Origin of the sequence: Streptomyces sp. V2I9 (assembly GCF_030817475.1) — a bacterium.
Lineage (GTDB): Bacteria > Actinomycetota > Actinomycetes > Streptomycetales > Streptomycetaceae > Streptomyces.
The window spans coordinates 1,753,493-1,764,746 of record NZ_JAUSZJ010000002.1 but is presented as its reverse complement, the minus strand read 5'-3'; the positions used below and the strand labels follow the sequence as shown (position 1 = coordinate 1,764,746).

Sequence of the window (11,254 nt, the reverse complement as noted above, 5' to 3'; positions counted from 1 at the left end):
CTCATCCGGTGAGCGCCGGATGCGTACCCGACGTCGTACAGCCTTTCGGGTGAAGCGGAACGGGGCGAGACCTTTCACTTCTGGCCGAAACCCCGTGGTGACCTCCTGTGACGACCCGCATACCCTTTGGCGTGGGTAATTGCGGATGCAACAGGTGGGGGAGAAGTGCTGCGGATCCATGTGTCCAGGCTGGACCTTTCGCGGGTGCGGATGGCCACGAGGCCGGACGCGCTGTGGGAAACCGTTCTCAGTTTTCACCGGCTCAGGGACCGGCGCGCTTCGACGGTGTTCGGAAAATGGCGTTCGGAATCCCGCGCGCGGTTGAACGGTGAAGCACAACTGCTGGCAGCCGTCGTCCCGCCCCGCGGGTATTTCCCGGATTTCCTGACGCCCTCCCAGGAGGGCACGGAGCCTTTCGGGTTCGACACCGGAATGGAGGCGCTGCGCGACACCCCCGCCGACCGCGTCCACGCCGAGTTGGAGCTCCTGGCCGCCGGACGGCTGCGACAGCGGGCAGACCGGCCGGTCGGTCAGTGCCGCCGGGAAGCCCGGCCGGGTACGGCGGGCGCGGCGCTGCCCGCCGCGCTCATGGACGGCCGGGCCGAACCGCCGGCCCGGCTCATCGGCGCCCTCCGCAGCTACCACCGCGCGGCCGTCGAGCCCTACTGGCCGCACATCCGGGCCAGCGTCGAGGCGGACCGGGCCGTACGCGGCCGGGCCCTGCTGGACGGCGGCACGGACGGACTCCTGGCCACCCTGCCGCCGATGATCCGATGGCGCGCACCCGTGCTGGAGGCGGACTACCCGGTCGACCGCGATCTCCACCTGGACGGGCGCGGGCTGCTGCTCCAGCCGTCCTTCTTCTGCCGGGGCACCCCGGTCGTCTACCGCGACCCCTCGCTCCCGCCGGTGCTCGTCTACCCGGTCGCCAACCCCGGCGCCCCGGTCTTCGCCGAGCCGGGCCCCTGGCTCGGGCGGCTCGTCGGGCACACCCGCTCGGCCGTCCTCTCCTCCATAGGCACCGGCTGCACCACCAGCGAACTGGCCCGCCGGGCCGGGGTGTCGCTGGCCTCCGCCAGCCAGCACGCCTCCGTGCTGCGCGAGGCGGGCCTGGTCCTGACGCTGCGCCACGGCAGCTCGGTCCTGCACACGCTGACCCCGCTCGGTGGCTCCCTGCTGCGCGGCGGCGCACCGCACGCTCTGCCCGAGGGGGCGTGACGGCCGCCGTCCGCCGCTGTGCGGGGGCGTTGTCAGTGGGCCGTGCCAGTCTTCTGCCCGTGACACCGATGAGTTCGGCACGGCCCCGCCGTCCACCCATCGACAGCGCCGGACGGAGCGACCGCGGGCGCCACGGGACCGAGGAAGAGGGAACGACCATGGCTCAGATGATCTTCGTGAACCTGCCGGTGAAGGACCTGGAGACCACCAAGGGCTTCTTCGAGAAGCTGGGCTACGGCTTCAACCCGGCGTTCAGCGACGACAGGACCGCCTGTCTGGTCATCAGCGACACCATCTTCGCCATGCTGATGACCGAGCCGCGCTTCAAGGACTTCACCGAGAAGGACGTCGCGGACGCCTCGAAGACCACCGAGGTGATCCTCGCCCTGAGCTGCGACAGCCGCGAGGAGGTCGACCGGCTGGCGGACGCGGCCCTGGCCTCCGGCGGCTTCCCGGCGAACGAGACGCAGGACAGGGGCTTCATGTACGGCCGCTCGTTCCAGGACCCCGACCACCACATCTGGGAGGTCATCTGGATGGACCCGGCCGCCGCCGGGGACCAGGGCTGAATCGCCGGGGGCGGCGAGCAGGAGGGCGGGTGCCGGGCCGCAGGAGGTGCGCCGGGGCCGCCGAGGGCCACCGGCGCACACGGGGCGCCGGCGTCAGCTGCGGAACGGCCCCTTCACCTCGTACGTGATGCCCCCGGAGGAGCTTCCGCTCGTCCCGCGCTGCGAGGAGAAGTAGAGCCTGCTGCCGTCCGGCGAGAACGCGGGGCCGGTGATCTCGGAACCGGACTGGCCGGAGATCCGCAGGAACGGGGCCACCGTGTCGTCCGGCGTGATCAGGCAGATCTCCATGTTCCCGCCGTCCTCCGCGATGTAGAGGTCGCCGGAGCCGGACCGGGTGACGTTGTCCACGCCGGTCAGCGGGGCCGAACCGCCCGTCACCAGCGAGTCGTCGTAGGCGAGCGAGATCGACGAGGTGTTCGCGTCGTACGCCCACACCCGGTTGTCGCCCTTGGTGGTGAACCAGCAGGTGCCGGCCGCGTAGAAGCAGCCCTCACCGCCGTTGAACACCTTCGCCCCGGAGACCTGGTACCGCGTCTGGGTGGAGGAGGCGGCCGGGTCGGGCACGTTCGCCCAGGTCACCGGGCCGGAGGTGGACGAGCCCGCCACCAGCACCTGGAGCGTGCCCGCCGACAGGTCGCCCCAGGTCGAGGGCCGGAAGCGGTAGAAGCGGCCGTCGCTCTCGTCCTCGGTGAGGTAGACGTACCCGTGGTCCGGGTCGGCGGCGGCGGCCTCGTGCTTGAAGCGTCCCATCGCCGGACGGCGCACCGCCGCGTTCACGCCCCAGGGGTCGGTCTCGTACACGTACCCGCGGGTGACCTCCTCGCAGGACAGCCAGGTCTTCCACGGGGTGGCGCCGCCCGCGCAGTTGTTGTTCGTGTTGCCCAGGATGCGGTACGCGGAGGTCACCGTCCCCGAGGAGTTGAACTTCAGCGCGCTCGCCCCGCCCCCGCTGCTGGGGGACACCTCGGCGTTGGAGACGTAGATCCAGCCCGATCCGTCGGCGTAGGTCGCGCCGCCGTCCGGGGCGCTGTGCCAGCGGTAGGAGGTGCCGGGCACGGTCTGCCCGGAGCGGGCGACGACCCGGCTGGTGAAACCGCGCGGCAGCAGGATGCCGTCGCTGTTGGCCGCCTGGAGCGCGCCGTACGGGCCGGTGGCCGGCTGGGCCGGGTCGGCGAAGGCGGCGCCTCGCCACAGCGTGCCGCCGAAGGCCGCCGCCGAGCTGCCGATCACCGCGGTGCGCAAGAAGTTCCGACGTTCCACGATCACTCCACGCATGAGTGTGGGCCCACCGCTCCGGACGGACCGGCGGGTCGCGCGTCAGGACTGTAGGAGAGCGGAATGGACGGATCGGCACGCGCGGGTGAACGCCCGGCGGAGGAGTTGCGCAGGCGGCCGGTGCGGCGGACGGCGCCGCCGTCCGCGGCCGGTGCGGCGGACGGCGCCGCCGTCCGCGATCAGTCCACCCGTACGGGGAACACCGGGACCGAGGCGTCCGGGTCGTCCAGGCACGCTCCCGTGGTCAGGTCGAACCGCTGCTTCAGCAGCGGCGAGGCGACGAACGCCCGCCCGCCGACCGAGCCGAGCAGCCCGCGCGCGAGGACGTACGCCCCGGTGAACGGGTCCCGGTTGCCGATCGCGTACACCCGGCCGGACCGGTCGGTGAAGACGGCCGCCTGGTCCCCGTCCGGGAGCAGGGCGGCGACGCCCCGTCCGGGGGTCAGCAGCTCCCGGTCGCAGACCGTCAGCCAGCCGCCTCCGTGGGCGAGCCGCACGGACCCGGCGGGCGGCACGGAACCGCCGGTGCCCTCCTGCGCCGTCGTGTTCGTCGCGGTGGTCATCAGGACGCGGTCCCTTCGAGGGTGCGGACGGCGAGCACGGGTCCCGCGAGCAGTCCCAGATCGGGCTTGATCTGGTCCCGCTCCGGAACGAACCTCACCGAGGGGTCGGGGGCGCCGGGGGCGTTGACGAAGGTGACGAACCGCCGCAGCCGTTCCGGGTCGGCGATGGTCTCGGCCCACTCGTCGCGGTAGCCCGCCACATGGTCGGCCATCAGGCGCTCCAGCTCGTCGCAGAGGCCCAGCGAGTCGTGGACGACCACGTCCCGGACGTGGTCCAGGCCGCCGTCGATCCGCTCCAGCCAGGCCGAGGTGCGCTCCAGGCGGTCGGCGGTGCGGATGTAGAACATCAGGAACCGGTCGATGAGCCGCACCAGTTCGGCGTCCGACAGGTCCTGGGCCAGCAGGTCCGCGTGGCGCGGGGTGGCCCCGCCGTTGCCGCCGACGTAGAGGTTCCAGCCCTGGGCGGTGGCGATGATCCCGAAGTCCTTGCCCCGCGCCTCCGCGCACTCGCGGGCGCAGCCGGAGACCGCCGACTTCAGCTTGTGCGGGGAGCGCAGGCCCCGGTAGCGCAGCTCCAGGTCGATCGCCATCCGCACGGAGTCCTGCACGCCGTAGCGGCACCAGGTCTGCCCCACGCAGGACTTGACCGTGCGCAGTGATTTCCCGTACGCGTGCCCGGACTCGAAGCCCGCCTCCACCAGACGGGCCCAGATCGGCGGGAGCTGGTCGACCCGAGCGCCGAAGAGGTCGATGCGCTGGCCGCCCGTGATCTTCGTGTAGAGGCCGAAGTCGCGGGCCACCTCACCGATGACGATGAGCTTCTCGGGGGTGATCTCGCCGCCCGGAACGCGCGGCACGATCGAGTACGACCCGTTGCGCTGGAGGTTGGCCAGGAAGTGGTCGTTGGTGTCCTGGAGCGCCGCCTGCTCGCCGTCCAGCACATAGCCGCTCGCGCCGACCGTGGGGGCGAGCGAGGCGATGACCGAGCCGACCGTCGGCTTGCAGACCTCGCAGCCGTCCCCGCCCCGCGCCTCCTCGCGGCCGTGGGAGTCGAGCAGCGCGGCGAACGAGGTGACCCGCAGGGTGCGGACGATCTCGTACAGCTCGCTGCGGCCGTACGGGAAGCAGCCGCACAGGCCGGCGTCCTCGGGCGGCGGCATCAGCTGCCCGATCACCTTGAGACAACTCCCGCACCCCGTACCGGCCTTCGTGCACTTCTTCACCTCGGGCAGCGTGGTGTGCCCGCAGATCTCGCCCTTGGTCACGTTGTGGCAGGAACAGACCACCGCCTCGTCCGGCAGCGCGGCGGGGCCGAGCGCCACCGGACCGCCGCCCGCCCCGGCCGGCAGCACCAGCTGCTCGGGGGCGATGGGCAGCACCGTGCCCGTCATCGGCCGCAGCGTGCCGTACTGCTCCGCGTCCCCGACCAGCACCCCGCCCAGCAGGGTCCCGTCCCGACCGATCACCAGCTTCTTGTAGACCCCCGACCGGGCGTCGGAGTAGACGACGTCGAGCGCCCCCTCCGCCGTCCCGTGCGCGTCCCCGAACGAGGCCACGTCCACACCGAGCAGCTTCAGCTTCGTCGACAGGTCAGCCCCGGTGAACGCGGACCGCCCGCCCGCGATGACCTCGGCCGCCGTCCGGGCCATCTCGTACCCCGGCGCCACCAGCCCGTACACCCGGCCGTCGGCGGCCAGCGCGCACTCACCGACCGCGAAGACGGCCGGGTCCGACGTCCGGCACTCCTCGTCCACCACGATCCCGCCGCGCTCCCCGACCGCGAGACCGCACGCACGCGCCAGCTGGTCCCGAGGCCGTACGCCCGCCGAGAAGACCACGAGGTCGACCGCGAGCGAGGACCCGTCGGAGAGGGCCATCCCGGTCACCGCGCCGGCCTCGTCCGCGGTGACCTCCCGCGTGCCGACCCCCGTGTGCACGGTCAGGCCCATGTCCTCGACGGTCCGCAGGAGTGCCGCGCCGCCGCCCTCGTCCACCTGGACCGGCATCAGCCGGGGCGCGAACTCCACGACGTGGGTGGCGAGTCCGAGACCCTTGAGCGCCCCGGCGGCCTCCAGGCCCAGCAGTCCGCCGCCGACCACCGCCCCGGTCGCCGCGCCCTTCGCGTACTCCTCGATGGCGAGCAGGTCCTCGATGGTCCGGTACACGAAGCAGCCCCGGGCGTCCTTCCCCGGCACCGGCGGCACGAAGGGGTACGAGCCCGTCGCCAGCACCAGCGTGTCGTACGGGAACACCGCGCCGGACCGCGCGGTCACCGTCCGCCCCTCCCGGTCGATGCCCGTCGCCGGATCGCCCACATGCAGCTCGATGCCGTGCCGCGCCATGAAGTCCGGCTCCACCAGCGACAGTTCCTCGGGGCTGCGGCCGTCGAAGTACGAGGTGAGCGCCACCCGGTCGTAGGCGGGCCGCGGCTCCTCGCAGAGCACGACGACGCGGGCGCCGCCGGCCGCCGGGGTCAGCCCGCGCTCGGCCAGGGTCTCCAGGAACCGCTGGCCGACCATGCCGTGCCCGACGACCACGATCGTCGGGACGGCGGCGGTGGCGGCCGGGGGGGCGGGGGTGCTCGGGCCGGCGTCCGGTGCTGCGGCTGCGGCAGCGGCGGTGGCGCTCGGGTCGAGGGTGGGCTCCGGCATCTCAGTGGCCTCCGTCGGTTGTCCTCATGCACCGAGCGTGGGAGGCAGGTGTTACCCGGCGGCATCCCGGCTGTTTCCCGGCCGGAACCTTGCGCTCAGCGGACGGACCGGGGCCCTGTGAGGGGCCGGCGAGCGCTGGGGCGAGGGGCGACGGAGCGGTGGGCCGGGGTGCGGGGCGCCGGGGTGGGGCGGCCGGTCCGGGGTGCGGACCGGGGCGAGCGGGCCGGCGACAGGCGTCTAGGGTCGGGTCGTGCCTGACATATCGCTGACCACGCTGATCCTTCTCTGCCTCGCCGCGGCCGCCGCCGGCTGGATCGACGCGGTGGTGGGCGGCGGCGGACTGCTGCTCCTGCCCGCGCTGCTGCTCGGCCTCCCGCACGTACCGGCGGCCCACGTCCTCGGTACCAACAAAGCCGTGGCGATCGTGGGCACCTCGGGTGCGGCGGTGACCTATCTGCGCAAGGCCCCGGTACGGGTGGGGCTCGCGGTACGGGTCGGGCTGATGGCGCTGGCGGGGTCGATGACCGGTGCGTTCTTCGCCGCCGGGATCAGCAGCGAGGTGCTCCGCCCGGTGATCATGGTGGTGCTGCTCGGAGTCGCGGCCTTCGTGATGCTGCGTCCGTCCTTCGGCACGGCCGCTGCGGGCGACGGCACGGACCGCCCGGTCGCCAGGGCCCGGATCATCACGGCGATCGTGCTGGTCGGCGGCGGCATCGGCTTCTACGACGGCCTGTTCGGGCCGGGCACGGGCACCTTCCTGGTGCTGGCCCTGACCGCCGTGCTCCATCTGGACCTCGTGACCGCGTCGGCCACGGCGAAGATCGTCAACGTGTGCACCAACGCGGGGGCGCTGGCGATGTTCGCGTACCAGGGCACCGTGCTGTGGCAGCTCGCGGCCGTGATGGCCGTCTTCAACCTGGCGGGCGGGATGGTCGGGGCCCGGATGGCGCTGAGCCGGGGGAGCGGCTTCGTCCGGGCGGTGCTGCTGACCGTGGTGTTCTCGCTGGTGGCCAAGCTGGGTTTCGACCAGTGGAACGCGTGAGGGCCGCCGGCCGCCGGCTCCGCGCGGGCCGGACGGCCGCCGGTCGTCGCTCCCGCGCGCATCCCGGCCGCAGCGGGGACCGGTCCCTCAGCGCACGCCGGTGAGGTGCGCGTACGCCACCACGTTGCCCTGGTAGCCGGTCTCCTCGGAGAAGCCGCCGCCGCAGGTGATCAGCCGGAGCGCGGCGTGCGGCGCGTCGCCGTAGACACGCTGGTCGGGGAAGGCGTCGTTGTCGTAGACCTCGATCGCGTCGATCGAGAACACGGCCGTGTGCCCGTCCTTGCGGTCCACCTCGACCGTGGTCCCCTTGGTCAGGGACCCCAGGGCGTAGAAGACGGCCGGACCCTCCGCGTTGTCCACGTGCCCCGCGACGATCGCGGTGCCCCGCGCGCCGGGCGGGACGCCGCCCCCGTACCAGCCGGCGAGGTTGCGGTCCTCGTCCGGCGGTACGTCGAGGCTGCCGTCGGCGGCCAGTCCCAGCCGGGTCATCGGGGCGTCCACGTCGATGGCCGGAATGCGGATGCGGACCGGCTCGGAGCGGTCCATCGGTTCGGCGACCGGCGATCCGGGCTGGAGCTGGGGCCCGGCGGCGAACGCCTGGGCGCTGGAGGGCTGCGGCGGGATGAGCTGGCCGCCGGGGCCGTTCTGGACGAGCCAGACCCCGCACAGTACGGCGATGCCCACCAGCCAGCCCTTGGCCTTCTGCGCGCTTGGGGACACGGCGTCGTCCTCGGTCGGTGGTCCGGGCGGACGGGGCGCGCTCGGGGACGCGCCCCGCCCGGTCAGGGGGGAAGCGGTGCTGCGGCTTCCGTGCGGGCGGGTCAGCTTCCTCCGGCGCCCTCGGAGCGGCGGCGCATCAGCCACAGTCCGCCGACGGCGGCCAGACCGATCACGCCGACGCCGAGCGCGACCCGGGTGGAGTTCGGTTCGACGCTGCCGCCGACCCCGGTCCGCACATGGCCGGACGGGCGGTCGTGGATCGGCTTGTCGGGCTTGCCTCCGCCGATCACCTCGAGGTCACCGACCGCGTCCTTGCCGTTGTCGCAGGAGACGACGATCTCGTAGATGCCGGGCCGGGTGTCGTGCGGCACGGTGAACTGGCCGACCACGACCTCCTTGTGGGTGCCGGGGCGCATCTCGAAGTCCCCGGCGTTCAGTTCGTTGGCGTCGCCGATGCCCGAGCCCTTGGGGCCGCAGGCGGTGGTGTTCACGGTGACGGTGGCGCCGGGAACCGCGGTGGACGGGGTGATCTCCAGACGGCCGAAGTCACCCGCGTACGCGGACGGAGCGGCGGCGGCGAGACCGAACGCGATGACGGTGAACGCGGCACCGACGGTGCCGGTCACGAGGCGGGCAGGACTGCGCATGGTGATCCTCCGGGCAGACGGCGCGAGCAGGTGTGTCCTGGCCCCGAGCCAACGGGGATACGGTCGCCGCCGCCTTCTGACGTCCGATCAGCTTTCACCCGTACGGACCGGCGCGGCACCCTTGCCGAGCTGGAACACCGCAGGTCGAGGCGGTGCGACTGGGCCGTTCGGTCCGTGCCGCCGGGCACGGTGCCGATCGGGTGAGGTGCGACGACGGAGTGTGACCCAGATCACATGTGTGGCCGGGCGGGCGCCGGGCACACGCATGACACCCCCCCACGGGACGGGACCCCCGCCCCCCCCACGGCACCCGCCCCCGCCGGCCCACCCCCCTGGACCGGCGGGGGCGGTGTCGGTTCCGCCGCCTCGGACGCGTTCCGCTTCCGGGCCGGACTGTGGTGCGGACTCCGGCGGGACCGGTGGTGGACTGTGGGCCGGACTCCGGGCCGGGTGCGTCCCGCCTCCGGGGCGCGCCGCGGTCGGGCGGTGGTCACGCCCCGCCCGTGGCGCTCCAGGTGATCTGCGGCGGACGCACGCGGGCGCACAGCGGCTGCCCCTTGGCGTCGGTGAGCCCGAGCCGCCCGGTGAGGTGGCCGGTGCGTGCGGCCGACTCCAGGACCTCCGGCTCGATGTCGGCGAACATCAGTTTGGCGCGCCGGAACATGGTGAAGACCCCTGCCCCGTCCACCGTGCCCCAGGACAGGTAGACGAACCGCCCGCCCAGCCGGTTCTGGACGTACGGCCCCGCCACCTCGACCCCGTCCGCCGTGACGGTGGCCGTGCAGTCGAGGGCCCATGAGGCGGAGGGCGCGTCCGCGGGGTGCGGGCCGAGCAGTTCGTCCGGCCGGTCCTTGCGCTGGACGCCGACGTGGATGTTCTCGTACCCCGGAAAGTCGCTGTCCGGACCGCAGTCGCGGCCGGGGAGGTCCGATGCCTGGATGTGGATCTGCATACCCCCATGGTCCGGTACGGCCGGGGCGGACGGCCCCGCCCTTCCGTACGCGGTCTCACACGGTGTCCACCGGGGCGCTGTCGTACACCGCGCGCAACCCCCGCATCAGCTCCTCGTCGACCGTGAACGCGTGGTCGTCGATCCTCCGCACCGGCGCGATCCCCCGGGAGTTGCAGACGAAGGCCGCGGGGAAACGGCCCACTCCGTCCGGTCCGTCCAGCGTCACCGGCCGGCGCACCGAGGGCCGGCCGGCCCGGTCGAGGCCCTGCTCCAGGAGCGTCATCGTGATCCCGGTGAGCGCGGGCGCGTCGGGCCACACCACCGAAGTCCCGTCCCAGAAACCGATGTTGGTGATCGCGCCCTCGGTGACCACCCCGCCGGGCAGGGTCAGCAGCGCCTCGTCGAAGCCCGCCCGCCCGGCCAGCATCCCGTAGTACGTCTGCCCGAACTCGCCCGGCCGCTTGATGTGCGGAGCCGTGCGGGCGTACGGGACCGACATCAGGCTTCGCGCCCCGGCCGGCATGACGGCGGGCTCCCGGACCGTCACCATCAGGGTCGTCTCCTCCGCGCCGGGCGGCAGGTGGACGTTGACCCGCACCGAGGCGTCCGTCCGCCCCGCACCGGCCAGGGCGTGCCGGATCAGCTCCCGCACCCGGCCGCCGCCCAGGGGAAGTGCGAACAGCTCCCGGTTGGCGGCGTCCATCCGGGCGAGGTGCGCGTCCAGGCCGCGCGTCGCGCCGTCCCGTACCTGGAGGGCGGTGAAGTGGCCGAAACCGTACAGGGTGGAATTCCGCAGATCCTCCTCGGTGGCGGGCCGCCCGTCGAACTCGATGTACGGCACGGGTGTGTTCGGTGTTTCCGGGGTGCTCGGGGTGTTCCGCGGGCGCGTCGTCATGCCGTCACCGTATGCCGTGCGCTTCTCCGGAGGTCCGGCTTGACCTCAACCATGGTTGAGGCTGAAAGGTCGTCCCCATGACCACCACAGCCGCGTCCACGCAGCCCACCACGTCCACGAAGCCGTCCGCGTCCACCGAGCCCGCCGCGCCGCTCAAGGTCGCCGTCATCCTCGGCAGCAACCGGGACGGCCGCTTCGGCCCCGTCGTCGCGGCCTGGTTCCTGGCCCGCGCGGCGGCCCACCCCGGTATCGAGACCGACCTCATCGACGTCGCCGAGGCCGACCTGCCCACCGCCATCACGTTCAGCCCCCGGCCCGAGGAGGCGGCCCGCCTCGGCGCGGTCTCCGCACGACTCGCGGCGGCCGACGCCTTCGTCGTCCTCACCCCCGAGTACAACCACTCGTTCCCCGCCCCGCTGAAGACCCTCATCGACTGGCACAAAGCCGAATGGCAGGCCAAACCCGTCGCCTTCGTGGGCTACGGCGGCATCTCCGGCGGGCTGCGCGCCGTCGAGCAGCTCCGGCAGGTCTTCGCCGAGCTGCACACCGTCACCGTCCGCGACACCGTGTCCTTCCACAACGCCGGCGCCCTCTTCGACGACGCGGGGCGCCATCTGGACCCGGAGCCCGCCGACGCGGCCGCCAAGACGCTGCTGGACCAACTCGTGTGGTGGGGCACGGCCCTGCGCGACGCCAGGAACCTCCGCCCGTACGGCGCCTGA

Annotated in this window: 11 protein-coding genes; 4 read left to right on the top strand and 7 right to left on the bottom strand. The window is 73.2% G+C overall.

Going from position 1 to position 11,254, the window contains the following annotated elements; all coding sequences use genetic code 11:
- The first annotated feature begins 165 nt into the window (after positions 1 to 165).
- Together QFZ71_RS07925 and QFZ71_RS07920 are read left to right on the top strand one after the other, a co-directional pair.
- Positions 166 to 1,218 carry an ArsR/SmtB family transcription factor gene (locus QFZ71_RS07925; RefSeq protein ID WP_373465088.1) on the top strand — a complete coding sequence of 351 codons (1,053 nt, stop codon included), beginning with the start codon at positions 166 to 168 and terminating at the stop codon, positions 1,216 to 1,218.
- Positions 1,219 to 1,376: 158 nt separating this feature from the next.
- On the top strand, positions 1,377 to 1,787 hold the full coding sequence (locus QFZ71_RS07920; RefSeq protein ID WP_307667545.1) for a VOC family protein: 411 nt from the start codon (positions 1,377 to 1,379) through the stop codon (positions 1,785 to 1,787).
- Positions 1,788 to 1,880: 93 nt separating this feature from the next.
- On the opposite strand, the gene QFZ71_RS07915 is transcribed toward QFZ71_RS07920, so the two are convergent.
- The 3 genes from QFZ71_RS07915 to nirB all read right to left on the bottom strand — a co-directional run bounded on the left by QFZ71_RS07915 (position 1,881) and on the right by nirB (position 6,276).
- Positions 1,881 to 3,047 carry an alkaline phosphatase PhoX gene (locus QFZ71_RS07915; RefSeq protein ID WP_307667544.1) on the bottom strand — a complete coding sequence of 389 codons (1,167 nt, stop codon included), beginning with the start codon at positions 3,045 to 3,047 and terminating at the stop codon, positions 1,881 to 1,883.
- Positions 3,048 to 3,241: 194 nt separating this feature from the next.
- Positions 3,242 to 3,625, bottom strand: coding sequence for a nitrite reductase small subunit NirD (gene nirD, locus QFZ71_RS07910; RefSeq protein WP_307667543.1), 384 nt, complete (start codon positions 3,623 to 3,625; stop codon positions 3,242 to 3,244).
- The gene (nirB, locus tag QFZ71_RS07905; protein WP_307667542.1) at positions 3,625 to 6,276 is read right to left on the bottom strand and encodes a nitrite reductase large subunit NirB; all 2,652 of its coding nucleotides are present in this window, start codon (positions 6,274 to 6,276) and stop codon (positions 3,625 to 3,627) included. The genes nirD and nirB overlap by 1 nt, the downstream gene beginning before the upstream one ends.
- Positions 6,277 to 6,526: 250 nt before the next feature.
- On the opposite strand from nirB, the gene QFZ71_RS07900 reads away from it, so the two are divergent.
- Positions 6,527 to 7,318 carry a TSUP family transporter gene (locus QFZ71_RS07900; protein WP_307667541.1) on the top strand — a complete coding sequence of 264 codons (792 nt, stop codon included), beginning with the start codon at positions 6,527 to 6,529 and terminating at the stop codon, positions 7,316 to 7,318.
- An 87-nt stretch (positions 7,319 to 7,405) separates the two neighbouring features.
- Here the strand turns inward: QFZ71_RS07900 and QFZ71_RS07895 are convergent, their stop codons facing one another.
- From QFZ71_RS07895 to QFZ71_RS07880, 4 genes are all read right to left on the bottom strand, one after another.
- A complete protein-coding gene (locus QFZ71_RS07895; protein WP_307667540.1) occupies positions 7,406 to 8,038 on the bottom strand; it encodes a class F sortase in 633 nt (210 codons plus the stop codon).
- A 101-nt stretch (positions 8,039 to 8,139) separates the two neighbouring features.
- The gene (locus QFZ71_RS07890) at positions 8,140 to 8,685 is read right to left on the bottom strand and encodes a hypothetical protein (protein WP_307667539.1); all 546 of its coding nucleotides are present in this window, start codon (positions 8,683 to 8,685) and stop codon (positions 8,140 to 8,142) included.
- Positions 8,686 to 9,175: 490 nt separating this feature from the next.
- Positions 9,176 to 9,637, bottom strand: coding sequence for a DUF5990 family protein (locus QFZ71_RS07885; RefSeq protein WP_307667538.1), 462 nt, complete (start codon positions 9,635 to 9,637; stop codon positions 9,176 to 9,178).
- 55 nt (positions 9,638 to 9,692) lie between these two features.
- Positions 9,693 to 10,532, bottom strand: coding sequence for an aminotransferase class IV family protein (locus QFZ71_RS07880; RefSeq protein ID WP_307667537.1), 840 nt, complete (start codon positions 10,530 to 10,532; stop codon positions 9,693 to 9,695).
- 77 nt (positions 10,533 to 10,609) lie between these two features.
- Here QFZ71_RS07880 and QFZ71_RS07875 point away from each other — a divergent pair, with 77 nt between their 5' ends.
- Positions 10,610 to 11,254, top strand: a complete 645-nt coding sequence (locus tag QFZ71_RS07875) for an NADPH-dependent FMN reductase (RefSeq protein ID WP_307667536.1) — start codon at positions 10,610 to 10,612, stop codon at positions 11,252 to 11,254.

Excerpts from the sequence above, each read along its gene's own strand:
- QFZ71_RS07920 (WP_307667545.1), top strand. The coding sequence starts at position 1,377 with ATGGCTCAGATGATCTTCGTGAACCTGCCGGTGAAGGACCTGGAGACC.
- nirD (WP_307667543.1), bottom strand. The coding sequence starts at position 3,625 with ATGACCACCGCGACGAACACGACGGCGCAGGAGGGCACCGGCGGTTCC.
- nirB (WP_307667542.1), bottom strand. The coding sequence starts at position 6,276 with ATGCCGGAGCCCACCCTCGACCCGAGCGCCACCGCCGCTGCCGCAGCC.
- QFZ71_RS07890 (WP_307667539.1), bottom strand. The coding sequence starts at position 8,685 with ATGCGCAGTCCTGCCCGCCTCGTGACCGGCACCGTCGGTGCCGCGTTC.
- QFZ71_RS07885 (WP_307667538.1), bottom strand. The coding sequence starts at position 9,637 with ATGCAGATCCACATCCAGGCATCGGACCTCCCCGGCCGCGACTGCGGT.
- QFZ71_RS07880 (WP_307667537.1), bottom strand. The coding sequence starts at position 10,532 with ATGACGACGCGCCCGCGGAACACCCCGAGCACCCCGGAAACACCGAAC.
- QFZ71_RS07875 (WP_307667536.1), top strand. The coding sequence starts at position 10,610 with ATGACCACCACAGCCGCGTCCACGCAGCCCACCACGTCCACGAAGCCG.